The sequence below is a fragment of the Bradyrhizobium sacchari genome, assembly GCF_002068095.1.
Classification (GTDB): domain Bacteria; phylum Pseudomonadota; class Alphaproteobacteria; order Rhizobiales; family Xanthobacteraceae; genus Bradyrhizobium; species Bradyrhizobium sacchari.
The window spans coordinates 86,610-110,074 of sequence record NZ_LWIG01000008.1 but is presented as its reverse complement, the minus strand read 5'-3'; the positions used below and the strand labels follow the sequence as shown (position 1 = coordinate 110,074).

Sequence of the window (23,465 nt, the reverse complement as noted above, 5' to 3'; positions counted from 1 at the left end):
GTCCGTCGGATCGATGCGCCAGATCGAGTTCATTCGTTCGAACACGTTCCTCTGGACCGCCGCTGTGGCGGCCATGCTGGCGCTGTTCGTCGCCGGGTTGTTCGCCTTCATCTACTGGAAAATCGACGACTACCTGATCATGCGATCCGACCGCATGATCGCAACGCAGCTCAACTTCCTGGCCGAGCTGCCGCCCGGCCGCCTCAATGACGCGATCTCCGATCACCTCAAGCAGGATTCCAGGGGTGTGCAATATGCCGGGCTATTCGACGCCGCCGGGACCCGGCTTGCCGGCAACATCGCGCGATTGCCGCCAAAGCTCGATCTCGGCGGGCCGGTGCAGAGCATACGGCTCGCCCGGATCGCGCCGCCGACGCTCCACGATCCCGTGGTCAAGGCCGCAGGCAGGCGGCTCGCCAACGGGCATATCCTCGTGATGGGACGGAACGTCGATGAGACGCGCGAGATATCCATCGTCGTCGGGCAGGCGCTGCTGCTGGGTCTGCTGCCGGCATTCTGCCTCTGCCTGCTGGCCGGGGTTTGGCTCAGCGTCCGCGCCCAGAAGCGTGTCGAGCAGGTGAACCGGCACGTTCAGCGCATCGTCGCCGGCGATCTCAGCGAGCGTCTGCCGCAGACCAATACGGACGATCCGTTTGCGCGGCTGGCTGGAATCGTCAACGCCATGCTCGACGAGATGGAGACCACGATCAACGCGCTGGCCGGCGTCGGCAACGATATCGCCCACGATCTCAGAACGCCGCTCACACGGGTCCGCCTGGCGCTGGAGCGCGGCAGGACGCACGCTGCCACGTTGGAGAACCTTCAGGACGTCGTGGACAAGGCCATCGCCGGAATCGATCAGTCGCTCGCGATTATCACCGCGCTGCTGCGCCTCGCCGAAATCGAGAGCAACAGCCGAACGGCCGGTTTTGGCGATGTCGCGCTCGACGAGATCCTGCGGCAGGTGTGCGACGTCTACGAACCGATCGCCGAAGACAAGGGGATCGCGCTCGGCGTCGCCATCGACCGCAAGGCCGAGGTGCGGGGCGACCCGGACCTGCTATTCGAGGCGATCGCCAATCTCGTCGACAATGCTGTGAAATTCACTCCCGCCGGCGGAAGGGTGACGCTGGAGCTGGCGTCGGACGACGAGACCGCGCGCGTCTGCGTGAGCGATACCGGCCCGGGCATCGGTGTCGGGGAGCGCGAGGCGGTGCTGCGGCGGTTCTACCGCTCCGACAAGATGCGCAACACGCCGGGCGTCGGACTGGGGCTGAGCCTCGTCGCTGCCATCGTCAAGCTGCACGGCTTCCGCCTGACGATTTACCCGGGGCCCGGCGGACAGCTAGAGATTCTTGCTCCGACGCGAGAAGCAACACGCGAAGCCACCGCGTCCGAGCCTGGGCGCTCGCTTCACGCCAGCCTCGCGCCGATGTGACCGTCGTGCCCGCGCGCGATAACGTGCGAAGCGAAAAGAACGCCGCGATCTCTGAAAGCGAATTCAGCCTTGTTAAGTCCAATTTACTGGCGCCGTGGTTCGGAGCCCTTCTACTGTCCGTTCGCCGGTGAGAATGTGGGAGCAAGGGATGCCAACGCGCCACGCGGGTTTGAGCAAGATCGATATGGCCGTGCCGGGCCGGCATGCAGCGGCCGGAATGTTCAACACATATTCCGCTGTCATCGGCCGCTACGAGCTGCTCGAGCGCGAGCAGGAGCAGCAGCTTGCGCGTCGCTGGCAGGAGACGAAGGACGGCGACGCCGCGAACGCGCTCGTCACCAGCCATCTCCGGCTCGCCGCCAAAGTCGCGCGCAGCTACAAGGGATATGGTCTGCCATACGCCGATCTGATGGCCGAGGCCAATCTCGGGCTCGTGATCGCAGCGTCCCGGTTCGAGCCCGGTCGGGGCTCGCGATTCTCGACCTACGCGATGTGGTGGATCAAGGCGACCATTCACGAATACATCCTGCGCTCCTGGTCGCTGGTCAGGATCGGAACGACCGCGGCCCAGAAGAAGCTGTTTTTCCGGCTTCGCGGCGAAATGAGAAAGGCCGCCGGCGGTGCGATGGCAGGGCTCACGCCTGATGTCGCCGAGGCGATCGCCGTCAAGCTCGAAGTTTCAGCGCGCGACGTGATGGAGATGGACTGCCGCCTCCATGGCGACCTGTCGCTGAATGCTCGTGTCGGCGGCGACGAGCAGGGTGCCGAGTGGGAAGCCCTGCTGGTCGACGACACGACCGACGCCGAGACGCTCCTTGCCGACCAGGACCAGACGGAGCGCCGGACCAGCGCCCTCGGTATCGCGCTGAATGCCCTCACCGCGCGCGAGCGTCGCGTGCTCGAGGCAAGGCAGTTGGCCGAGCATCCCTGCACGCTCGATCAACTCGCCCGCGAGCTTTCGATCTCCAGCGAACGGGTCCGGCAGATCGAGATCCGCGCCTTTGCGAAAGTGAAGCGCGCCGCTCTGCGTGCCACGCAGGACCTTGCGCATGCGCGCGCAGAGGAGCGTGGTGAATTTCGGTCCCCGATGCCGCGCGTCCCTCCTGGCGGCGTCTTGCGCCCGAGGGCCGAGGAGCTCGTCGCGCCCTGAGCGAACACGACGCGGCGATGCATCGGGCGGGAGGCCGTCCGCGCCGACGCCGGAACACCTGAACTCGTTTTCATTTGCAGGGCCGCGCATCGATCGCCACCTCACCTGAGATCTCGCGCAACCTGCTCCAGGCAGTCGTCATCATGGGAATTGTCCGCTTCGCGCTCCGGTTTCCGCACACGTTCTATGTGCTTGCGGCCCTGATCCTGTTTCTCGGCGGCATCGCGGTCTGGTCGATGCCGACCGACATCTTTCCCGAGATCCGCATTCCCGTCGTCACCGTGATCTGGAGCTACACGGGTCTATCGACACCGGAGATGGAGCAGCGCGTCTCCACCTACAGTCAGTATTCCATCAGCGCCAATGTCAGCGGCATCAAGAACATCGAGGCGCAGACACTCAATGGCCTGTCGGTTCAGAAGATCTACTTCCAGCCGGACGTCAATCTGGACCTCGCGATCTCGCAGATCGTTTCGGCGACGAATGCGATCCGCGCCCTGATGCCGCCGGGAATTCAGCCGCCGGTCATCGTGCAGTTCAATGCCTCGAGTGTGCCGGTGCTCCAGCTCAGCCTCCAGTCCGACAAGCTGAACGAGCAGCAATTATACGACTTCGGCATTTACCGGATCCGCCAGCAACTGGCTCCCGTTCCCGGCGTGACGCTGCCGACGCCTGCGGGCGGCAAGTATCGCCAGATCATGGTGGACATCGATCCGAACAAGCTTCTGTCCCGGGGATTGACGCCGCTCGACATCGTCAATGCGGTGAACACCCAGAACCTGACGCTGCCGACCGGCACCGCGAAGATCGGCGACACCCAGTACACCATCCGGACCAACGCGACGCCGGCCTCGATCAAGGATCTCAACAATATCCCGGTCAAGTTCGCCAACGGCGCCACCATCCTGCTGAAGGACGTCGCCCAGGTCAGGGATGGATCACAGGTCCAGCAGAACATCGTGCGAGAGGACGGCCATCGCTCGGTTCTGCTCAGCGTGATCAAGAACGGCAACGCCTCGACGCTCGCTGTCGTCAACGGCGTCAAGCATGCCCTGGCGTCGATCCGGGCGTCGGCCCCTGCCGGGCTGAAGATCAGCGAGCTGTTCGATCAATCGGTCTTCGTCACGCATTCGGTCAATGGCGTGCTGCGTGAGGGAGCGATCGCGGCGGGTCTCACGGCGCTGATGATCCTGGTGTTTCTGGGGTCGTGGCGGTCCACGCTGGTGGTCTTGATCTCCATCCCGCTCGCGATGCTGTCCTCGCTCATCGTCCTGCATTTCCTGGGTGAGACCCTCAACACGATGACGCTGGGCGGGCTGGCGCTCGCGGTCGGCATCCTGGTCGACGATTCAACGGTCACGATCGAGAATACGCATCGGCTCTGGACGGAGGAGGGCATGCCGCTGTCGGAGGCGACGCTGCACGGCGCGGCCGAAATCGCGGTGCCGACGCTCGTTTCCACGCTCGCGATCAGCTGCGTCTTCACCTCCGTGGTGTTCCTCGAAGGACCCGCAAAGTACCTGTTCACGCCGCTCGGCCTTGCGGTGGTGTTCGCGATGCTGGCGTCATACGTGCTGTCGCGGACGCTCACACCGATCACGATCGGCCTGTTGCTGAAAGGCGAGCGGCGCCATGGCGAGGGCGAGAGGCCGTCCGGCCTGTTTTCGCGAGCCTCGGCCGCGTTCGAGAGCGCCTTCGAGCGCTTGCGCGACAGCTATTCCGTGCTCTTGATGATCATGCTCCGGCGTCGCGCCATCGTGCCGGTCGTTGCCGTGCTCGTGCTGGCGCTCGGGGCCGTCATGTTCGTCTATGTGGGCAGGGACTTCTACCCGCTGATCGACGGCGGCGAGATCCAGCTCCATGTCCGGGCGCCCGCAGGCACCCGCATCGAGCGCACCGAGGCAATCTTCCAGGCGGTCGAGGACAAGATCCGTGACGTCATTCCGGAGCGGGATCGCGGATTGATCGTCGACAATATCGGACTGCCGGCGCGTCCCTATAATCTGGCGTTCACCGACGGTTCGACGATCGGGGTGAACGATGGCACGATCCTCGTATCCCTCAAGGACGGCCACGGGCCGACTGCGGACTACGTCAAGAAGTTGCGCGAGGTCCTGCCCGCGGCTTTCCCGGAGGATACTTTCTACTTCCAGGCGGCCGATATCGTCACCCAGATCCTGAATTTCGGCCTGCCGGCGCAAATCGACGTCCGGACCGTCGGCTACGGCGCCAACAATCTGGCGGTGGCGCAGGAACTGCAGACGAGACTGGCAGCCATTGCAGGCGTTGTCGATGCGCATCTCCAGCAGGAGGTCGACGCGCCGGCCTTCTATGCCGACATCGACCGGACCCGTGCCGCACAACTCGGACTCAATGCCAGCACGGTGGCGACCAACATCAATGTCAGCCTTAGTTCGTCAGCCCAGGTCTCGCCGAACTTCTGGACCGACCCGACGTCGGGCATTCCCTATTACCTCGCCGTGCAGACGCCCGAATATCGCGCCAATTCACTCAATGCGCTGGGGAACACGCCGGTGTCGGCCTCGCTGGCCGCAAGCGGGCAGACGGTGCCCGGCCTGCTCAGCAATGTCGCGACCTTCAAGCGCGGGACCGTGCCGACCAATTTGAACCAGGCCAATGTCCAGCCGGTGTACGACGTCTATGCGAGCGTGCAGGGGCGCGATCTCGGCAGCGTCGCGGCCGATATCGACAAGGCGACGTCGACGCTTAAGAAGCAGCTCCAGCCGGGCAATTCGATCCAGGTCCTGGGACAGATCCAGAGCATGCATCAATCGTTCCGCGATCTCGGGATTGGGCTGCTGTTCGCCGCGATCCTGGTCTACATGCTGATGGTCGTGAACTACCAGACCTTCGGCGATCCCTTCGTCGTCATCATGGCGTTGCCGGCGACCTTCTGCGGTATCGTGACGATGCTGTTCATCACCGGGACGACGCTGAACGTGCCTTCGCTGATGGGCGCGATCATGGCGGTGGGCGTTGCGTCGGCCAACTCCATCCTGCTCGTGACCTTCGCGCGTGAGGCGCAGCTGAAGGGGCAATCCGCGTTCGAGGCCGCGCTGAGCGCAGGCCGGACGCGAATCCGTCCCGTGCTGATGACGGCTGCCGCGATGATCGTGGGCATGATCCCCATGGCGATCGGAGGTCCCGGCGAGGAGCAGAATGCGGCGCTCGCTCGTGCCGTCATCGGCGGCCTGCTGTTCGCAACGCCGACGACGTTGCTGATCGTGCCTTATCTCTTCGCCTGGCTGCGCAAGGGCAATGACGGCAAGCCCCGCCACGGCGTATTCGAGGAGCAACCGGAATGAGCGATGTTCGCGTGCGGACCAACAGCGACGGCGTGAGCGAGCGGCTTGAGGCGGAAACCGGCCGCATTGTGGAGCTGCCCGGCAAGGAGGTGCGACCGCGACGCCGATACGGCGGCGCATGGCTTGGCGGCGCCGTGGTCCTGCTCCTTGCCGGCGGTCTCGGCGCGGGCGGCTGGCGGCATGATCAGGCTGCACGCGATCTGGCTGCGTCCGCAGAGCGGATCAGGACCGCCGTTCCGGAGGTTAGGGTGGCGACTGTCCGCGCCAGCGGCGACGTCACGAAGGTCACGCTGCCGGCGACGACGACGGCATTCGAAGCGGCGAATATCTTCGCACGGGCGAGCGGCTACATCGAGAAGCGCTACGTCGATATCGGCGATCGCGTGAAGAAGGGCGATCTCCTTGCGGAGATCACCGCGCCGGAGCTCGACCAGCAGATCGCGCAGGCGCAGGCGACGCTGGCGCAGAACCAGGCGGCGTTGCAGCAGGCGCAAGCGAGCCGGGAGCTTGCCGACGTCACCAATTCACGGGACAGCAATCTGGTCAAGCAGGGCTGGTTGACGGCGCAGCAGGGCGACAACGATCGCCTCACTTTGCGCGCGCAGCAGGCGGCCGTGAACGTGGCGCAGTCCAACATCACGGCGCAGGAGGCGCAGATTCGCGTCCTCCAGCAAGAGAAGGCCTACCAGCGCGTGGTGGCGCCGTTCGATGGCGTGATCACGCAGCGCAACGTGGACAACGGCAGCCTCGTCTCGGCCGGATCGACCTTCATGTTCACGCTGATGCATTCAAACGTGATCCGAACGCAAGTCTTCGTGCCGCAGGACGAGGCCTTCGGCGTCGCCCCTGGTGTCGAGGCTGAGATTCGCGTCCCCGAGATTCCTGACCGGACGTTTCCGGGGAAGGTCACACGCATCGCTACCGCGTTGCAGCCGGGAAGCCGGACGCTGCTGACCGAGATCGACGTCCCCAACCCGGACGGCGCCTTGAATCCGGGTATCTATTGCACGGTCGAACTGTCGATCCCGAGCAAGACTCCGTCCATGTCGATTCCGGCCGATGCGCTGGTGTTCGATCAGAACGGCCTTCATGTCGCGGTCGTGCGCAATGGCGTCGTCCATTTACAGAAGGTATCGATCGCACGAGATTTCGGCACGTCGGTTGAAGTGCGCGAGGGCGTGCAGCCCGGTGATCAGGTCGTGCTCAACCCGCCGGTCAATCTGGTCGAAGGCAGCAAAGTCGCCATCCGCCAGCAGGATGCGAGCCGGGGCCCCCAGACATGATCCGGATCGCGTGTGCGGCACTTGCTGCCCTGTTGCTCGGCTGCTCTGCGAGCAAGGCTCAGGTGGCGACGACCGGCAGCACGGCGATGAGCCTGCCGACCGTACCGGGGGCGATCGTCACCTCACCGCTCAACAGCCCGGGTCCGTTTTCCGCAACGACTGTGCCGGGCGCGCCCGACACCACGCTCGCTCCGGTTCCGCTTGCCTCGGATCCGACGACACCGGGTACGGTCGTCGTCTGTGCGCTACCGTCGACGTCTCCGACGCCGGTGCCGGCGACCCCGATCGTGTCGAGCACGGGATTGCCGATGCCAGGCACTGTAACTTCGATCATTCCGGTCATGGGACAGAACGGGAGCTTGATCGGCACCATTTCCGCAGGCGCTCCGTCAGGGACGGGGGCGACAACAGCTTGCAGTTCGACTCCGGGCGGGGCGGTGGCGAGCGCGACGAGTTTGCCGCTCTCGATCCCGCAAGTACCGGCCGGACCACCTCCGGGTGCGATCCAAGGGGGCGTCAGCGGCGACGTCGGTACGGGCATCGATCCGGGCGCTGCCGTCGAACCCAGCCCCAACACCTCAACCTGTGCGGAAGGAATGACGATGAATCTGGCGTCACCTGCGACAGTGCTGCCAGCCAACGCAACGGGTGCGGCGCCGACGCCTGGAGTCTCGCCGATCTTGCCGCCGGGGTGCTGAGGAGGCAGCCGTGCCGTGCAATCGTCTCATCGAGCCGCGCAACTATCTGCGGACGACGCCTCGGTCTGGGCTGCTGTAGAGTCCCGCAATCCGGCGGGAGATGGGTGCAGGCGTCGATATTCGCTCGGCGTCGAGCCCGTCGCGTGTCCGAAGCTTGTCGAGAAGTGCGCGGAGCTTGCATAGCCGCAGGCATAGGCGATGTCGGTCAGTGTGAGGTTCCGGTCGTCCAGCAGCCGCTTTGCCCGCTCAATCCGTTGCAGCATCTGCCAGCGATGGGGCGGAAGCCCCGTCGCGGCGCGAAAGCGCTTGCAGAAGCGGCCCGGGCTCATGCCGATCAGCGCCGCCATGGCTTCGAGCGTCCAGGGCGTATCGGTGGATTCGATCGCAGCCTTGATGCGCCGCAACTGGCACTCGGCGAGGGCCCCCCGCGCCGTGCTGCGATGGACCGGCTGCATGGCCTCTGGCCTGCGCCGCAACTTGTCCGGTGTTTGATCGTGCGAACCCGGCTCGGGGATCATCGGCGACTTCCACTGCCATGGCCAGGACCGCATTATGAGCCGAACGGCGTTGCATTTCCTTGTCGCCGCCGTGAAGTTTTCTGAAGCTGTGCGACGGAATGTTGCTGCCTTGCGGGAGAAGTTGCCCTGACCGCATCGCCGCAAGGTTAGTGGCAGGTGCGAGAAGGGGGGTGGTCGCCGGGCGATTTGGAGGCCGAGATGCCCGGTCGTGCGGCGAGACTGCGTGCGAAGGTGAGCGCGGGAAGACTGACTTCCGGATCGAACAGCGCACTGACTGGACCCACGAGGTCGAGTGCCGCCTGCCGACGTTTCGATCCTGCCATGATTCTTGCCCAGGTCGCCGCAACCTTCAGCTCGTAGAAGCGGCATTGTTGCTCACGTGCGACGGACAGTCCTTCCGAGAACAGCAATTCCGCCCTGGCGGTATCGCATGTGCTGTCCGCCAGCAGGACCTCGCCCTTGATCCTCAGCAGATCCGCAACGCACCACAACTGCCGACCTTGCCGGGAAATGCTCAGGGCTTCCTCGATGGCGGCGAGGGCCTGCGTGTTCTCGCCGATCGCGAACAGGCCCTCGGCGAGCGATCCGAGAAACTCGGGATTGCGCATCAGCCATCCGTTCTCGGTCCGCGCCTTCAATCCATCGCGCAGCAGCGCGATTCCGTCGCGGTGCTCTCCCTGCAGAACGTGCAACTGCCCCTTCAGGCACGACGTCCAGCTCGCCCAGAAGGCGATCCCCTCGCGCGTGACGAGCTTCAGGAGCGACGATATCGCGCGATCGGCAGTATCGAGATCATGCGTCATAAGGGCGATCGGACAGACGGCGTTCCGCAAGGCGTATGCCATCGCAAGCTTGTCGTTCTCGCTCTCCGCATCCCGGAGGCATTCGTTGGCGAGCGATCTGCTTTGGGCGACCTTTCCCTGCAGCAGGAGCACGCGCGCCAGCATGGCCTTGGCCAGAACGCCCTGGTTCAGCAGGAACCACACCTGGTTCGTGCCGTCCTTCAACCCGTGCGCCGAACGATCCAGGGACAGGGTCAGCTCACGCCGCGCATCCTCCTGCGCTCCGCAAAAATGCGTCGCGGCGCCGATCAGGCGCCGGCCCACCGTCTCGTTGCCGGAATTTCCGGTGCGCAACGCGATCTCGAGGTATCGCTCGCCGACTTCCTTGGCCGCGCCGTACTGGCCGGAATTGAGGTTGTAGCTCCACAGCGTCCAGACCGCCTTGAGCTGGAGCTCGAGGTCACCCAGCTCCTCGGCGAGCACGAGACCGATGTTCAGCGCCGCCTTCATGCGATCCGCCGAGCCCGTCGTGTTGAGAAGCGCAAACCCGAGGGCGACATAGAGCTGCGCCTTGAGCCCGGGATCGCAGGTCAGTTCGGGGGTGAGATGCGCGAGGGCATGCTCGATCCGGGTCGAGCATTCCGCGAAAGACAGCAACTGCATCCAGACTGGGACGAACCCCGCCGTGAGCTCGATCCCGAGCGCGACATCTCCGTCGGGCGAGAATGCCCAATCCAGCGCCGCATGCACGTTTCCGATCTCCCGAGCGAGCTGCGAGGAGTCGTCGGAGGCGGCAGGGCCGCCGCCGGGCGACTGTATGAGCTGCAGGAGAAAGTCCGCTTGCCGCCGGGCGGCCTGCCCGACGAGCCCTGCCTCCGCCAGCTTCTCCAGCGCATAGGCGCGGGTGCTCTCCAGCAGGCGCCATCGCCCGTCGAAGGATGGATCGAGGGAAACGAGGGACTTTCCAACCAGATTTGACAGGGTCTCGATGACATCGGGTCGCGACGCGTCGTCGTCCATCATCGCGATGGCGGCGTCGAGCGTGAAGCCCGCGGGAAACATCGCGAGCCTGCAAAGGAGCTTCTGCTCTTCCGGCGGCAACAGATCGTAGCTCCAGTCCAGTGTCGCGCGTAGCGTCTGGTGCCTTGGCAGCTGGTCGCGGCGCCCGCCGTTCAGGAGCTCGAAGCGCTTGTCGAGGCGACGCAATACGGTATCCACCCCGAGATTTGCGGCGCGCGCGGCCGCAAACTCGAGCGCGAGCGGAATTCCGTCGAGCCGGCGACAGATCGCGGCGATCTTGACGAGGTCTTCCGCATCGGGAACGAAGCTCGTGCGCAGCGCTCGCGTGCGCGCGACGAACAATTGTACGGCGCTCTCCTGCAGAAGCAGATCCGGCTCGTGCACGTCCGGCCGAGGGATCGACAAGGGCGGGATGGCCGCGACGTATTCGCCGTCGATGCGCAGGCCCTCGCGGCTGGTTGCGAGAACGGTGACGTTCGGACAATAGCGAAGCGTGGCGCTTGCGATCTGCGCGGCGACGTCGATGAGGTGCTCGCAATTGTCCAGGACGAGAAGCAGACAGCGCGAGCCGATGGCCTGGGCAACGCCCGCAGCCGAGACTTCCTTGTCGTTCAAGGCGAGCCTCAGGGCGCGGGCCGTCGCGGATATTGCGAGTGCCGGGTCCTGCAAGGTCGCGAACTCGACCAGCGCGACGGATTCGTTGAACGAGGATGCGAGCCTGCGCGCGAGTTCGACCGCAAGCTTCGTCTTTCCGATGCCCCCGGGGCCTACCAGGGTCACCGCCCGGTATGCGGACAGCACATCGGTCAGTTCGTTGAGGCAATCCTCGCGACCGATGAGAGGCGCGCGCGTGTTCGGTAAATTGCTTGCGAACGACGAGTCGGTCGGAATGGATACCGGTGTCGCTGCGAAGTGATCCGGCTCTCCACTACGCCAGGTCCCCGCAAGAGTGTATCCGCGGCCGGAGATCGTCTTGAGGAGATCGCGGTCCTTGCCAAGCGCCTTGCGGACTGCGGAAATATGGACCTGTAGCGTGTTCTCTTCGACGGTCAGGCCCGACCAGACGCTTCCGATCAGATCGTCCTTGGTCACCAGATGGCCGGCAGAACCGGCCAATTTCTCGAGGATCTCGAATGCGCGACTTCCGATTGGTACAGCGACGTTGTCGTACCTCAATTCTCTACGCTGGCAATCGATGAGCCAGCTCTTGAAAGAATAGGTTCGACCGGCCTGTGAAGGCGACATGGGGGGCCCGTGGATCAGCTTCATTGCCGTGATCCGGTGAAATGGACCCACCCGGAAATCACCGACCCTTGGCAAGAATTTGAAAGCGCAAATGCGCTTGGGTGTCGTACAGGGAAGGCCGTTGCCGTGTCAAGAAGGCCTTCTCAGTCGTCGGCGCTCCATCACTGCGCGATGCAGGCGTCGATAGGTTGGTCGTTCTTGATACACGAATTCGTGACGGCAACTCGGAGTGCCGGAAGTGGGAGGGGTGGCTGAAGGACGCGCGAAGCGGGACCAGAGAGCCGCACGGAGCAGCGGATTTCGTGTTCCAACCGTTCAGAAGCTCGGCAGTCTGCTCCAGCTGTTCATTCCTGAAGCAGTCGATGGCTGTGCTCCGTGCAAGGTGTGCAAGCTGCAGGATATCGCGCGCCATCTCGGTTGGGACGACGGCACGACGCATCGTTTCCTCGTCTCCTTGACCGAAATCGGCATGCTCGAGCGGACCAGCGATGACCGGTTCCGCATCGGCGTGCTCGCGATGCAGCTTGCATCCGTCTACGTGGCGGCGAGCGAGCTCCGCGGCGTCATCCTCGAAAAGATCGAAGAGCTCAGCGCCGCGACGCGTCTAACGACGGAAGTCGGCGCGTTGCAATCTGGCGCGATGGTCGTCATCGCGAGCAGGCAAGGATCGATGCCGCTGACGTCGCGGTGCATGCTCGGAGAGAAAGTGCCGCTTCACGCGACGGCCGGTGGAAAGGCGATCCTGTCGCAGCTTGGCGATGCCGAGGTGGAGGAATTGTGCCGCGGCAAGCTGGTCGGTCTGGCATCGAATACCCGCACGACACTGTCGTCCCTGATGTGGGACATCGGGCACGCCCGAGAGAGCGGCTTCGTCAGCACTCTCTCGGAATATGCCGAAGGTCTGCGCAGCATTGCGATTCCGCTTCCCGCCGGGTGCTTTGGAACTGGTCCGGCCGCCTTGGCCTGCTCAGGCCCGGCGATCCTGTCCGGGCCCGGATGGGAGATCGCGGAGGAGGAGCTGAGGGCTTTTGCTGCCACCCTCCCTCGTGGCGTAGCCTAGAACGCCGTCATCCCCGGCACCGTCAGGTTCTCCATGCACGCGCGTCGAGGGGGATCGGTATCGCCAATGGATCGATTGAACGATCAGATCAGCAGGTCGCCCCGCTTACTCCTCTGCCAATTCCACCATCGGTTCCGCGCGGATGGGAGTACCTGAAGATTCCTGATTTTGCGTCTCTTAACTGGCGAGCGGTTCTCACTTTGCTACCCTCATCATGATCGAAGCGCTCCGTTGCCTGCAGGCGCAGGCTGCGCAGCTCTCCTTGGTCGAGTATCACAGCAAGAGTCGTGACCATGCCCCAGCCATCGCCACAACCGAATGATGGACACGTCGCCGCAACAACCGTCCTGGCGCGCGATCATGACACGGCGGTCCGGGGCGCCGGCGCAATAGCGTTCGAGCAACTCGCTTTGGTCATTGCGATCGAAGCGCACCCGCAGCGCTATCCCGGGACGCCGCCGCGCGAGCCGACGCGTGATATCGGCCGGCTGCGCGTCAAAATCCCCCCGCAGTCCGAGTCCGGGATCAGATTGCACTCCGCGAGGCTGGCACTCATCACCGGCGAAGGAGCGGGTCTTCGCGATGCGCCGTCGGATGATCCCGTCATTCAAGGCCTGTCCGAGGCGCTCATCGCCGTTGAGAGAATGCAGCAGGATCACACCGCCCTTTGTGCCGACGCGCTGCGGCTTGCCGTCGTCGCCAGGCTGATCGCATTGCAGTCCGACAGGCAGTGGAAGCTCGGCGAGCGAAGCGGCACCGGGCATTGCGTGGGCGAGAGGCCGATCCAGGGGCTGCAGAAATGGCGCCTGAAGCGCGTGCTCGACTACATCGACAGTCATTTCTGCCGGAAGATCGCGCTGGCCGATCTGGCCGCGGCTGCAGGCCTCAGCCGCATGCATTTCGCGGCGCAGTTCCGGGCGGCGACGGGCTGCCGGCCTCACGAGTTCGTCCTGCGGCAGCGGATAAGACGGGCCAAGGATTTGCTGCGGAACTGTGAGATGTCGATTGTGGAGATCGCGCTCACTGTGGGCTTTCAGAGTCAGGCTCACTTCACGACGACGTTCAGGCGCTTCACCGGCGACACTCCAAGTCGGTGGCGAAACGCAGCTGCAGCGGATTTCGAGAGAATTGGGACGTTGTCGTACGATATCGCCTTGCCGGGTGACGACAACCTGTCCTGATGCCGCGCCGGTCGCCGCGCGGCACCGCTGACAGAGCGAGCGATCCGGCATTTGTCGATCCAAATCGAAGGAATGACGGCCTCACGAAGAGCCGCCATTCCTCCTCTCCGGCTGAGCCGGAAGAGCCCGAGACCGCGTGACGATCCGCTTCGGCGCAGCGCGCGCGATCGCGTCGCGCCGAAGGAGCCTCGTCCGGCTCGAACGCTCAATAGCCGGACGTGGGCTCGCAGGGCGGACGGCGCCACGGGGCACTTGCATAGGCGCCGACATCCGGTGCACGCGTGCAGCTGCGCTTTGAGGTGACCGGAACGCGTTGGGCCGATGCGTAGGCATCGACATTCGTCCGGCGCGCATGCGTATTGCCTTCGCGCGCCATCGCCGGGGAAGCAACCATGGCCGCGGCGATCAGTCCGGCCGAGAGCAGTTTCAATGTCGTCATCGTACGTCTCCTTGCAAAGCGATGCCGGGAACGCCTCGGCTCGCTCGCCAGACATGTGAATGCGAGGGCTGGATCCGTAGTATCAATCGAACGATCGTTTTCGTCCTTGCACGGCGTCATGTGCGCGACGTCCATGGCATTTGCGCGCACGTGATGCGGCTGCACTCCGTTCGAGACGCGGACGAAGGTTACCTGTATCCGGCAAGCGGCATGGCGCCTGGTCGCTTCGTATCGTCATCGGCGCCAGTGATGCTCGTGAATCCGGCTTGCGCCGAACACGGGAGCGGCGCCACCGGGGCGCTCAAGTCCCATACGTCCCGCCGGGGTCAACGTGCCGCCATTCAGCACGTCGCGGTCGGGATACATCGAGGCATAGGTCGCGGGCTCCTGGTCGGCGAATGACCAGGCTGCGGAGGCAGACGACAATGTCGCTGTTGAGATCAGTGCCGTAGCGATCAGGATCTTGAATGCATTCATGGCGATTCTCCATTGTTGCTCGTGCGGAGAGTCGCTTGGCAAGGATCGCTGCTCGGCTGGTGGCGTTTCCGGAGTTCTATTCTGTGCCCGACATATAGGTCGCCTGGTCCGCAAATCCCGTGAGCATGCATCACGCTTGCGGGAAGATGGCCGAGTGCAGGACATGGTGCTCAGGCGATCGACGAATACCTTGCGCGCTGTCGCGTGGAATCCTGTCACAGATGTCAGAATCGATCGCGCGATCGTGCATGGTCAAATCACGCGCGGAGCCCAGTTCTGGATTCAGGTCATACAGCATTGGGAGTGCAGCCATGAGACCGATCTCGCTTCTCTGCGTCGTCACTTGCCTCGCGCTCTCGGGCGCGGCGTCCGCCCGCGGCGGTCTCGGCTCGTCGATGGTGAGCGGCGGTGCGCTCGGTACGAGTGCCGGCAGGCCCGGGACGAACTCGCTCGGCACTGCGCTTCCGTCGTCCGAGAGCGGCGGTCACGCGATGGGTGGACCGCTGCTCGGAACGGACCGGACCATCGACCAGGAAGATGCGCGGCTCGAGAAGTTGCTCGAAGGATCGATCTGCCGCGGCTGCTGAGACTGTCGGATCGAAGCGCAATGAGCGTGGCCGGCGCCGGTATTGGCGTCCGGGCGAGCTGTGTCTTTTGGAAAGGTTGGTGGTAGGCTGAGCACTAAATCCAGGAACCGCTTGGGGCTGTCGACGATGGCTGAGCCAGGCCAGCAACCCGTCTATGTGTGCGGGGAATGGGAAGTCGATCTCGCCCGACGAGAGTTGCGCGCGATGGGAGCGCCCGTTCCCTTGGGCGGGCGTGCCTTTGAGATTCTTGCCGAATTGGCGCGAGCCCAGGGCGAGCTGGTGACCAAGAACGATCTGACCGAACGTGTCTGGCAGGGCGTCTTCGTCGAGGAGAGTGCGCTCCGCGTCCATGTTGCGGCGATCCGGAAGGCCTTTGGTTCTGGGCGCGACATGCTCGTCACCACGGTCGGCCGCGGCTATCGCCTGGTCGGCGAGTGGCAAATCCGGCAGACGGATGCTCTGCCACGATCTGCCGCACCCGCGCTGCTGCCGTCGACCAATATCCCCAACGCTTCGTTCGATCTCATCGGCCGTGCGTCTGCGACCACGCATCTGTGGGAGCTGCTGTCGGCCTATCGTGTCGTGAGCCTCGTCGGACCCGGTGGGATCGGCAAGACAGCGCTTGCACTGGACGCTGCCAGACGGCCGCCGGCCGGCTTTGCCGCGGATCGATTGCTGGTCGAGCTGGCCGCTCTGTCCGATCCCAGGCTCGTCTGCTCGGCCTTGGCGAGCGTGCTCGGCATCAAGCTGGAGGGTGAAGAGATTTCGCCTGAATCCATCGCACGCGCGATTGGCGCCAGGAAGTTGTTGCTGGTTCTCGACAATTGCGAGCATGTGGTCGACACCGTGGCCCAGGTTGCGGAGACGATCGTCAGCCGCTGCCCCGAGACCACCATCATGGCGACGAGTCGCGAAGCGCTGCGCATCGACGGTGAATATGTCTATCGCGTTGCGCCCCTTGGCGTACCGCCCCAATCCCGGCTCGAGGCCGGCGCCGCATCCGCCTATGCCGCCATGGAGCTGTTCACGACGCGGGCCAGGGCCCTTGGCTCGAGCTTCGTGGCCGACGAAGAAAACCTCGACGCCGTCGCGGCCATTTGTCGGCGGCTGGACGGCATTCCACTCGCGATCGAGTTCGCGGCGGCGCGGGCAGCGGTGCTCAGCCCGCCGAAGATTGCGGCACTTCTCGACGACAGGTTCAGATTCCTGACGACCGGCCGCCGCACTGCGCTGCCGAGACAGCAAACGCTGCGCGCGACGCTCGACTGGAGCTACGACCTGCTGCCGGAGACCGAAGCCCGCCTGCTGCGGCAGCTCGGCATATTTGCTGGCGAGTTTATGCTCGAAGCGGTGATCGCTGTTGCCAGCAAGGGTATCGACGATGTCACCGGGCAGCTTGCCAATCTGGTGGCAAAGTCGCTGGTCCTCGCCGATATCCGCGGCGACCGCCCTTACTACCGCCTGCTGGACACCACGCGTGCTTACGCGATGGAAAAGCTTCATGCCGGCGGAGAATTTGCCGACGCGGCCCGCCGTCAAGCGGAGTACTATTGCGGCTTCTTCGCGAACGCGGAGGCCGACAGCGAGGTGAAGCCGCAATCCGAGTGGCTTGCCTTCTACGGCCGGCACATCGACAACGTACGATCGTGTCTCGATTGGGCCTTCTCTCCCGGCGGAGACGCGCAGATCGGAGCCGCGCTGACCGCAGCGGCGGTTCCACTATGGGTGCAATTGTCGCTCCTGTCCGAATGCCGTGAGCGGACCGAGCTGGCCTTGGCAAGCCTCGACGAGAGTGCCGCCAACGCATTGCGGCTTCGCATGCAATTGTCGGCCGCGCGTGGCTGGGCGTTGATGTATGGCGTCGGAAGAGCGCGGGAGGCCGAACCTGCCTGGGCTGCCGCCCTGCAGCTCGCAGAACTACTCGACGACAGGGATTACCTGCTGCGGGCGCTCTGGGGACTGTGCATCAATCAGTTCAACAATGGCGAGTTCCGCAAGGCGCTCGAATTCGCGCATCGATTCGCCGACGCCGCGGCCGATTGCAGCAATTCCGTCGAGCGGATGACTGCCGACCGGCTGCTCGCCACGTCGTTGCACTATCTCGGCGACCAGAAATTGGCGCATGATCACATTCAGCGGACCTTGTCGCGCCTGCCTGACCTCGCCGCGAGGCCGCAGGTCATTCGCTTCCGCTTCGATCTGAGAGCCTCGGCGCATTATTTCCAGGCGCGCATCCTGTGGCTGCTCGGTCTGCCGGATCAGGCATTGAGCGTGGTCGAGCGCAATGTCGCAGAAGGGCGTGCGAGCGGCCACGCCCTGACGTTCTGCAGCATATTGGGCCAGGGTGCCTGCCCTGTCGCGTTCCTCGCCGGTGATCTCGGCGCTGCCGAACGCTATTGCACGATGCTGATCGAGCACACCGAACGTCATCCAATCCGCCTGTGGAACATCTGGGCGCGCGCTTTCCGTGGCGTGGTCATGGCGCGAAACGGCGACATCGGCACCGGATTGCCGCTGCTTCAGAAGGCGCTCGAGCTGGCGGGCGAGGCGCGCCTCCTGCCGCGCTTCCTGCTTCCGCTCGGTGAACTCGCGGCATGTCTCGGAGAGACCGGAGAGGTGTCGCTTGGGCTTACGACCGCCGACCAGGCGCTCGCCAGGTGCGAGGCGAGGGACGAGGGCTGGTATGCAGCCGAGCTCTGGCGCATCAGGGGTGAATTGTTGATGCGTCCGGGCCAGTGCCGCTCGCTCGCTGCCGCCGAGGAGGCCTTCGACAAGGCGCTTGAGATGGCACGCGATCAGGGCGCCCTGTCCTGGGAACTGCGTACGGCGATCAGCATGGCACGGTTGAGGATCGGTCAGAACCGCGCCGTCGAGGCAAGCGGGGTTCTTGCGTCGGCTTACGGCAAATTCACCGAAGGCTTCGAGACCTCGGATATGAAGCGCGCGAGAGCAATGATGGCGGAGCTCTCGAGCCCGTAATGTCGAGCCGCAGCGGATGCCCCGGGGGCGTCATCCAATTTGGCAATCGGATGCAGTTGCGGCCTCGGCGAGCGCCGCATCCCCCGTGCTCCGGAACGTTCCGTCTCATTGCCGGATCAGGATGCCATGACGGATCGTGGACATCTTCCCGTTCCGCGCGCTTGTATCGGGATCGCACGCAACGGCGACGGCAGGTCCGACATGGGACGTGGTGATCGCGATGGCGTGAAATGCCCGGGCCAGCTTCGTAAGGCCACTGGCAGCGATGTGATCGGGCGTGCCTTCGCGAAAATCACGATGCGTTTGGGAAGATCGCTGCCGATCGCCCCGCTAAAAGCGCCTTGTTGCCATTCGAGCGGAGAGCTGCGCGTTCGAGCGCCAGGCCCCTTCGCGCTGCAAGGAGACTTGATGAAACCGCCCGGCAGACTGCCGCGTTCGAGCCTTGGATCGCTCATCCTGATTGCAACCGTCATTGGTTGTAGCGCCGCGGCCTTCGCATACACTGCGGGCTGGCTCTCGCCCGGGCGTCTCACGCCGGATCGGATGATCGCAGCGCTGACACCGCCGAGCGGCCCGCCGCTCGGACACCGGCGCAATCACGCCAAGGGAATCTGCTTCGCCGGCACGTTCGAAGCGAACGGAAATGGGGTGGAGCTCTCCCGCGCCAAGGTGTTCGCGCAGGGCCGCTATCCCGTCCTCGGCCGTTTCAATCTCGGCACAGCCGATCCGAGCGCAGTGGATGCGACCGTGCGCGTGCGCGGCATCGGGCTGCAGATATCGGCGGCGGATGGAGAGGAGTGGCGGATGGCGCTGATCAATCCGCCGGTCTTTGCAGTCGCCACGCCCGATGCGTTTCACGACCTGCTGGTGGCGGCCGGCAAGAAGGATCCGGAGGCGATGAAGGCCTTCAGCCACGCCAATCCGGAGTTCGCCGCCTTCGCAGCCTGGGCCAAGGCGGCGCCCTGGACCGCAAGCTATGCGGAGGAGCCCTATAACAGCCTCAACAGCTTCGTCTTCACGAATGCGAAGGGCGATGAGCACGCCGTGCGATGGTCGCTCGTGCCCACGGCAGCGCCGGTGCCCGTCGCGCAGGCGGATCTGGAAAAGCTCGGGCCGGATTTTCTCGAGCAGGACATCACGGCGCGGGTGCAGTCCGCCCCGCAACGATGGACCATGGTCACCATCGTGGCCGATCCCGGCGATCCGACCGCGGATCCGAGCAGGCCCTGGCCGGAGAACCGGCGCAAGGTGCAGGTCGGAACGCTCGTCGTAGAGCGAATTGAAGCGGAGCGGGATGGACCCTGCCGCGACATCAACTTCGATCCGACCGTGCTGCCGCAGGGAGTCCGGGTCTCTGACGATCCTTTCCCGGCGGCGCGCTCGTCGGTCTACCGCAGATCCTACGATCTGCGCGCCGCCGAGGCCAGGGACTATCCGAGAACCGAGGCCGCAGAGCCATGACCAGTGCCCCGCATCGCTTCGCTCCGATCCAGCGGCTGCTGCATTGGCTGATGGCGGTCTGTATCCTCGTCATGCTCTTCGTCGGTGTCGGCATGGTGTCCACCGTGGCGCCGAAATACCTGCCGCTCATCGAAATCCACAAGACGCTGGGCCTCGCGCTCCTCTTTCTTGTCCTGATCAGGCTGGCGCTGCGGCTTCGTTTCGGCGCGCCGCCCTTGCCGGCCGATCTTCCGCCGGCGGTCAAGCTGGGCGCGCGACTATCGCACCTGCTGCTCTACGGTTTCATGATGATCATGCCGTTGCTTGGTCTCGGCATGCTCTGGGCCGCGGCCTATCCGGTCGTCCTGTATGGCGGGATTCAGGTCACGGCGTTGCTGCCGCAGAGCGACGGCGTGCATACGCTGCTCTGGAATGCCCATGTCTATCTGGGCCTCGCGTTGTTCGCCCTCGTGCTGCTGCATCTGGCGGCGGCGCTGTTCCATGCCTTGATCCGTCGCGACGGCGTGTTTGCGACCATATCGCCCCTGCCGCAGCGGGAGCGGATGAAGCCCGCCGAATGAGCGCGGGCAGGTGTGCAACCCGGGAACGATCCGTTCGGGACAGAAAGACCGCCCGGCTAGAGTTTTCCCACCCCAGCAAGGATGCCGACCATGACCAAAGCAGACCTCCAAAGCCCGACGGATCTCGGGGCCAATGCAAACCGCGACATTCCCGCCGCGCTGAGAGCATTGCTGGCCGACGTGTTCGCGCTATACCTGAAGACAAAGAATTTCCATTGGCACGTGTCGGGCAGTCATTTCCGCGACTACCATCTTCTGCTCGACGAGCAGGCCGAGCAGATCTTTGCCATGACCGACGATATCGCCGAGCGGGCGCGCAAGATCGGCGGCACCACGCTCCGCTCGATCGGCCAGATTTCGCGCGAGCAGCGCATTCTCGACAATGACGCGGATTATGTCGATCCGCAGGACATGCTGGCCGAACTGCGCAGCGACAATCAGCAATTGACGCGGGAAATGCGCCGGGTCCACGAGCTCTGCGACGAATATGGCGATGTCGCCACCGCCAGCCTGCTGGAAAACTGGATCGACGAGACGGAGCGGCGGATCTGGTTCCTCTACGAGACCGGGCGAGGCGGCCCGAATTCGTAAGTGTAGGGCGAGCCATCCAGCCGGGAGGCGGATGAAAGATGAGCAGTCTCCCTGAGCTCCTGCCGGATCTGCTTGGGATGATCGTCTTCGAATTGATCACCGTTTCGGCGCGCCATGTCTGCTCGGGCGGCGCCGGCAACATCCGGCTCGAAGTCTGGGGCGCGGCCGATTCGGCGACGTGCTGCCTCATCGACAACGGCAACGACAGGTGGAGCGCGGTCCTTGGGCAACCATTCCACCGTCGAAATGCTCGTCGCGCGCCTGAATGGAACGATGAACATCATCTTCGGACCCGAGGCAACCAGAACCATCGTCGAGATCCCGCGACTGACCTAGCCCGCACCGCCGCACGGCATGGCGACATGACGTCCCGCTCGTGTCCGCAGGCTCGCCGCGCGCAACGCTCCGCATCGTGCAGATCGACAATATCGTCATTTCCGAGAAAGATGGGGCGCGGGCCCGCTTGTACGCTTGCTCCATGACCGAAGGACCGGTCACACGCGCAAGGGTCAAGCCATGACGGATATGTCGCACTCGAAGGCGTCGCTCGGGAGAGCCATCCACGCGATCAGCGGAAAATGGGGCTGGTTCGTTGCGCTGGGCGCAGGCGAATTGATCCTCGGTGGCATCGCCTCCGCAAATCTGATGGCAGCCAGCCTCGCTTCCGTGCTGGTCATTGGCGCCACTATGGCCGCTGCAGGGATCTTCCAGATCGTCCATGCCTTGTCGGTGCGCGGCGCGCGGGGATTCCTGTTCTGGCTGCTCGCGGGCGTCGTCTACGGCGCGGCCGGAATCATCATCCTGTGCGATCCGGTGCTGGCCTCGTTCACGCTGTCGCTCGCCGTATGCGCGTTCCTGGTCGTCGCCGGTGTGATCCGGATCTGGGCAGGCTTTCACATGCGGCCGGCTGCCGGCTGGCGCTGGATCGCCGCCGCTGGCGTTCTGACATTCTGCATTGGCGTCCTGCTGGTCGCGTCCTGGCCGGCGATCGGCCTGTGGCTGCTGGGCGCGATGCTGGTCGTCGATCTGATCTTCCAGGGCTGGGGCTTCATTGCATTCGGGCTCGCGCTCAGAAGCCGGGTGTCCCGCCACTCGGCCCGGCCGGCGACGGTGTGAGCCATGATGACGGGGGCGACATTCACGCGGCATTGGGAGATCGCCTGGCGCGGCGGTCAGGCTCGGTCGACCTCGCGTCTGGTCGCCGAGGAGACGGCCATCGCGCTCACCTATAACGGCTCGACCCATGCCGTGATGATGGGGACGCCGGCGGATCTCGAGGATTTCGGCATCGGCTTCAGCCTCACGGAAGCCATCGTCGAGCGGCGAAGCGAGATCAGGAGCATCGATCTGATCCCGAACGAGCTCGGCATCGAGGTACGGATGTGGCTCGATGGTGACCGCGCGGAGGCCCTGGCCGCCCGCCGCCGCGCCATCAGCGGACCGGTCGGCTGCGGGCTGTGCGGCATCGAAAGCCTCGAACAGGCGCGCCGGACGCCCACGCGGGTGGAAGGCCGCGGCGTTGCCTTTCCTGCACGGGACCTGTTGAACGCGATGCAGGCGCTGTCCCCCCTTCAGACATTGAATCAGCACACGCGATCCGTTCACGCGGCGGCCTTCTGGAGTCCTCGCAGCGGCATCGGTCCGGTCAGGGAGGATGTCGGCCGCCACAATGCGCTGGACAAGCTTGCGGGTGCGATCATGCCCGACGGCGGGTCGGCCTGCGATGGGGCCGTGCTGCTGACGAGCCGCGTCTCGGTCGAGATGGTGCAGAAGGCGGCGATGATCGGTGTGCCGGTCGTCGTGGCCGTGTCCGCTCCGACCGCGCTTGCGATCCAGACCGCGAAGGAGGCGGGCATCACGCTCCTGGCGATTGCCCGCGACGACGGATACGGCGTCTTCACGCACCCGCGACGCGTTCTGCTGCCCGACGAGGCCGCGCCGCGCCCGGGGTGTTGACACTGCGGGCCGACCAAGATGGCGATGCAGGCAGCATCTCCGGAGGCGGCAGCCGAGCCCCTCGTCGAGGTCTATGCGCCGGAACGGTCGCTTCTGGTTGCCTCCCTGCTGACCATGTCGGGCGGCTTCCTCGATGCTTTCACCTGGCTTTCGCTCGGCGGTGTGTTCGCCAGTTCCCAGACCGGCAATGTCGTCTTCCTCGGCATCGACGCCCTGTCGGGGCAGTGGCGGCAGGCGGCCCACCATCTTCTTCCAATTGTCGTCTTCCTTCTCGGCGCATCGATTGCGATCCGCATCCAGGCGCCTCTGCGCTGCCTCGTTGCGGAGATCGTCTGCCTCGCCGCCGTGATGCTGTTCCTGCACCGAATCCCTGATCCGGTCGCCATCCTCGGAGTCTCCTTCGGCGTCGCGCTGCAATCGGCGAGCTTCAGGCGTGTCGAGCGCTGGAGCTATCTCTCGGTCACCGTCACCGGCAACATGCTGCGCGCCATCGAACAGTTCATGTCGCGATCCGATCGCGAGGTCCCACATGGCGCCGGGGCCATGCTCGTGCTCTGCCTGATGTTCCTGTTCGGAGCGGCGGTCGGTGGCTATGCGACGAAGCGGCTCGATGCGGCCAGTCTTGCCGTACCGATCGCATTGTCGACATGCGCGCTCCTGTTGTGCCAACGGAACCGTGGCTGGCGCGACATCGGCTGAGAGGACATGCGCCGT

Annotated in this window: 21 protein-coding genes; 14 read left to right on the top strand and 7 right to left on the bottom strand. The window is 64.7% G+C overall.

Going from position 1 to position 23,465, the window contains the following annotated elements:
- The first annotated feature begins 13 nt into the window (after nt 1-13).
- The 4 genes from A5906_RS11665 to A5906_RS11650 all read left to right on the top strand — a co-directional run bounded on the left by A5906_RS11665 (nt 14) and on the right by A5906_RS11650 (nt 7,197).
- Nucleotides 14-1,438: a sensor histidine kinase gene (locus tag A5906_RS11665; protein WP_080135516.1), complete on the top strand. Its 1,425-nt coding sequence runs from the start codon at nt 14-16 to the stop codon at nt 1,436-1,438.
- A 148-nt stretch (nt 1,439-1,586) separates the two neighbouring features.
- Nucleotides 1,587-2,588, top strand: a complete 1,002-nt coding sequence (gene rpoH, locus A5906_RS11660) for an RNA polymerase sigma factor RpoH (protein WP_080135361.1) — start codon at nt 1,587-1,589, stop codon at nt 2,586-2,588.
- A gap of 143 nt (nt 2,589-2,731) precedes the next feature.
- Nucleotides 2,732-5,914 carry an efflux RND transporter permease subunit gene (locus tag A5906_RS11655; protein WP_080135515.1) on the top strand — a complete coding sequence of 1,061 codons (3,183 nt, stop codon included), beginning with the start codon at nt 2,732-2,734 and terminating at the stop codon, nt 5,912-5,914.
- The gene (locus tag A5906_RS11650) at nt 5,911-7,197 is read left to right on the top strand and encodes an efflux RND transporter periplasmic adaptor subunit (protein ID WP_080135360.1); all 1,287 of its coding nucleotides are present in this window, start codon (nt 5,911-5,913) and stop codon (nt 7,195-7,197) included. The genes A5906_RS11655 and A5906_RS11650 overlap by 4 nt, the downstream gene beginning before the upstream one ends.
- A 58-nt stretch (nt 7,198-7,255) precedes the next feature.
- Here A5906_RS11650 and A5906_RS44240 read toward each other — a convergent pair whose 3' ends face one another.
- The 3 genes from A5906_RS44240 to A5906_RS11635 form a co-directional block, all read right to left on the bottom strand.
- Nucleotides 7,256-7,570 (bottom strand): hypothetical protein, encoded by a 315-nt coding sequence (locus A5906_RS44240; protein WP_245326689.1) that lies wholly within the window; start codon nt 7,568-7,570, stop codon nt 7,256-7,258.
- Between the two features lie 351 nt (nt 7,571-7,921).
- Entirely contained in the window at nt 7,922-8,413 is a 492-nt protein-coding gene (locus tag A5906_RS11640; RefSeq protein WP_161495384.1) for a helix-turn-helix transcriptional regulator, read from the bottom strand.
- A gap of 146 nt (nt 8,414-8,559) precedes the next feature.
- Complete coding sequence (locus tag A5906_RS11635) at nt 8,560-11,460, bottom strand: ATP-binding protein (RefSeq protein WP_283807684.1); 2,901 nt, start codon at nt 11,458-11,460, stop codon at nt 8,560-8,562.
- A 229-nt stretch (nt 11,461-11,689) separates the two neighbouring features.
- Between A5906_RS11635 and A5906_RS11630 the strand changes: the two genes are divergently transcribed.
- Both A5906_RS11630 and A5906_RS11625 read left to right on the top strand, forming a co-directional pair.
- Nucleotides 11,690-12,520 (top strand): IclR family transcriptional regulator, encoded by an 831-nt coding sequence (locus A5906_RS11630; RefSeq protein ID WP_080135356.1) that lies wholly within the window; start codon nt 11,690-11,692, stop codon nt 12,518-12,520.
- Between the two features lie 293 nt (nt 12,521-12,813).
- The gene (locus tag A5906_RS11625) at nt 12,814-13,701 is read left to right on the top strand and encodes an AraC family transcriptional regulator (protein WP_080135355.1); all 888 of its coding nucleotides are present in this window, start codon (nt 12,814-12,816) and stop codon (nt 13,699-13,701) included.
- A 205-nt stretch (nt 13,702-13,906) separates the two neighbouring features.
- Here A5906_RS11625 and A5906_RS11620 read toward each other — a convergent pair whose 3' ends face one another.
- The 3 genes from A5906_RS11620 to A5906_RS41275 all read right to left on the bottom strand — a co-directional run bounded on the left by A5906_RS11620 (nt 13,907) and on the right by A5906_RS41275 (nt 14,930).
- A complete protein-coding gene (locus A5906_RS11620) occupies nt 13,907-14,140 on the bottom strand; it encodes a hypothetical protein (RefSeq protein ID WP_080135354.1) in 234 nt (77 codons plus the stop codon).
- A 234-nt stretch (nt 14,141-14,374) separates the two neighbouring features.
- Nucleotides 14,375-14,617: a hypothetical protein gene (locus A5906_RS11615; protein ID WP_080135353.1), complete on the bottom strand. Its 243-nt coding sequence runs from the start codon at nt 14,615-14,617 to the stop codon at nt 14,375-14,377.
- A gap of 130 nt (nt 14,618-14,747) precedes the next feature.
- Nucleotides 14,748-14,930 carry a hypothetical protein gene (locus tag A5906_RS41275; RefSeq protein WP_136615149.1) on the bottom strand — a complete coding sequence of 61 codons (183 nt, stop codon included), beginning with the start codon at nt 14,928-14,930 and terminating at the stop codon, nt 14,748-14,750.
- Between A5906_RS41275 and A5906_RS11610 the strand changes: the two genes are divergently transcribed.
- The 5 genes from A5906_RS11610 (at nt 14,929) to A5906_RS11590 (ending at nt 20,795) form a co-directional block, all read left to right on the top strand.
- Entirely contained in the window at nt 14,929-15,204 is a 276-nt protein-coding gene (locus tag A5906_RS11610) for a hypothetical protein (RefSeq protein ID WP_080135352.1), read from the top strand. The two genes, A5906_RS41275 and A5906_RS11610, sit on opposite strands and share 2 nt — an antisense overlap.
- 126 nt (nt 15,205-15,330) lie before the next feature.
- Complete coding sequence (locus tag A5906_RS11605; RefSeq protein ID WP_080135351.1) at nt 15,331-18,183, top strand: ATP-binding protein; 2,853 nt, start codon at nt 15,331-15,333, stop codon at nt 18,181-18,183.
- 408 nt (nt 18,184-18,591) lie between these two features.
- A complete protein-coding gene (locus tag A5906_RS11600; RefSeq protein WP_080135350.1) occupies nt 18,592-19,644 on the top strand; it encodes a catalase family peroxidase in 1,053 nt (350 codons plus the stop codon).
- Nucleotides 19,641-20,204 (top strand): cytochrome b, encoded by a 564-nt coding sequence (locus A5906_RS11595; protein ID WP_080135349.1) that lies wholly within the window; start codon nt 19,641-19,643, stop codon nt 20,202-20,204. The genes A5906_RS11600 and A5906_RS11595 overlap by 4 nt, the downstream gene beginning before the upstream one ends.
- Before the next feature lie 90 nt (nt 20,205-20,294).
- Nucleotides 20,295-20,795, top strand: coding sequence for a Dps family protein (locus tag A5906_RS11590; protein WP_080135514.1), 501 nt, complete (start codon nt 20,295-20,297; stop codon nt 20,793-20,795).
- On the opposite strand, the gene A5906_RS41270 is transcribed toward A5906_RS11590, so the two are convergent.
- Nucleotides 20,762-21,106 carry a hypothetical protein gene (locus A5906_RS41270; RefSeq protein WP_136615147.1) on the bottom strand — a complete coding sequence of 115 codons (345 nt, stop codon included), beginning with the start codon at nt 21,104-21,106 and terminating at the stop codon, nt 20,762-20,764. The genes A5906_RS11590 and A5906_RS41270 overlap by 34 nt on opposite strands.
- A 205-nt stretch (nt 21,107-21,311) precedes the next feature.
- Between A5906_RS41270 and A5906_RS11585 the strand changes: the two genes are divergently transcribed.
- The 3 genes from A5906_RS11585 to A5906_RS11575 are packed head-to-tail and all read left to right on the top strand — an operon-like array spanning nt 21,312 to nt 23,450.
- Nucleotides 21,312-21,911, top strand: a complete 600-nt coding sequence (locus tag A5906_RS11585; protein WP_080135513.1) for an HdeD family acid-resistance protein — start codon at nt 21,312-21,314, stop codon at nt 21,909-21,911.
- 3 nt (nt 21,912-21,914) lie between these two features.
- Entirely contained in the window at nt 21,915-22,751 is an 837-nt protein-coding gene (fdhD, locus tag A5906_RS11580) for a formate dehydrogenase accessory sulfurtransferase FdhD (protein ID WP_080135348.1), read from the top strand.
- 24 nt (nt 22,752-22,775) lie between these two features.
- The gene (locus A5906_RS11575) at nt 22,776-23,450 is read left to right on the top strand and encodes a YoaK family protein (RefSeq protein WP_245326685.1); all 675 of its coding nucleotides are present in this window, start codon (nt 22,776-22,778) and stop codon (nt 23,448-23,450) included.
- Nucleotides 23,451-23,465: the final 15 nt, after the last annotated feature.

Bases quoted from the DNA above. Each gene is read 5' to 3' on its own strand.
- fdhD (WP_080135348.1), top strand. From the start codon at position 21,915: ATGATGACGGGGGCGACATTCACGCGGCATTGGGAGATCGCCTGGCGC.
- A5906_RS11625 (WP_080135355.1), top strand. From the start codon at position 12,814: ATGCCCCAGCCATCGCCACAACCGAATGATGGACACGTCGCCGCAACA.
- A5906_RS41275 (WP_136615149.1), bottom strand. From the start codon at position 14,930: ATGGCTGCACTCCCAATGCTGTATGACCTGAATCCAGAACTGGGCTCC.
- A5906_RS11590 (WP_080135514.1), top strand. From the start codon at position 20,295: ATGACCAAAGCAGACCTCCAAAGCCCGACGGATCTCGGGGCCAATGCA.
- A5906_RS11635 (WP_283807684.1), bottom strand. From the start codon at position 11,460: ATGTCGCCTTCACAGGCCGGTCGAACCTATTCTTTCAAGAGCTGGCTC.
- A5906_RS11605 (WP_080135351.1), top strand. From the start codon at position 15,331: ATGGCTGAGCCAGGCCAGCAACCCGTCTATGTGTGCGGGGAATGGGAA.
- rpoH (WP_080135361.1), top strand. From the start codon at position 1,587: ATGCCAACGCGCCACGCGGGTTTGAGCAAGATCGATATGGCCGTGCCG.
- A5906_RS11650 (WP_080135360.1), top strand. From the start codon at position 5,911: ATGAGCGATGTTCGCGTGCGGACCAACAGCGACGGCGTGAGCGAGCGG.
- A5906_RS11600 (WP_080135350.1), top strand. From the start codon at position 18,592: ATGAAACCGCCCGGCAGACTGCCGCGTTCGAGCCTTGGATCGCTCATC.
- A5906_RS11620 (WP_080135354.1), bottom strand. From the start codon at position 14,140: ATGACGACATTGAAACTGCTCTCGGCCGGACTGATCGCCGCGGCCATG.
- A5906_RS11595 (WP_080135349.1), top strand. From the start codon at position 19,641: ATGACCAGTGCCCCGCATCGCTTCGCTCCGATCCAGCGGCTGCTGCAT.
- A5906_RS11575 (WP_245326685.1), top strand. From the start codon at position 22,776: ATGCAGGCAGCATCTCCGGAGGCGGCAGCCGAGCCCCTCGTCGAGGTC.
- A5906_RS41270 (WP_136615147.1), bottom strand. From the start codon at position 21,106: ATGGTTCTGGTTGCCTCGGGTCCGAAGATGATGTTCATCGTTCCATTC.
- A5906_RS11615 (WP_080135353.1), bottom strand. From the start codon at position 14,617: ATGAATGCATTCAAGATCCTGATCGCTACGGCACTGATCTCAACAGCG.
- A5906_RS11655 (WP_080135515.1), top strand. From the start codon at position 2,732: ATGGGAATTGTCCGCTTCGCGCTCCGGTTTCCGCACACGTTCTATGTG.
- A5906_RS11610 (WP_080135352.1), top strand. From the start codon at position 14,929: ATGAGACCGATCTCGCTTCTCTGCGTCGTCACTTGCCTCGCGCTCTCG.
- A5906_RS11665 (WP_080135516.1), top strand. From the start codon at position 14: ATGCGCCAGATCGAGTTCATTCGTTCGAACACGTTCCTCTGGACCGCC.
- A5906_RS11640 (WP_161495384.1), bottom strand. From the start codon at position 8,413: ATGATCCCCGAGCCGGGTTCGCACGATCAAACACCGGACAAGTTGCGG.
- A5906_RS11585 (WP_080135513.1), top strand. From the start codon at position 21,312: ATGACGGATATGTCGCACTCGAAGGCGTCGCTCGGGAGAGCCATCCAC.
- A5906_RS44240 (WP_245326689.1), bottom strand. From the start codon at position 7,570: ATGGTGCCGATCAAGCTCCCGTTCTGTCCCATGACCGGAATGATCGAA.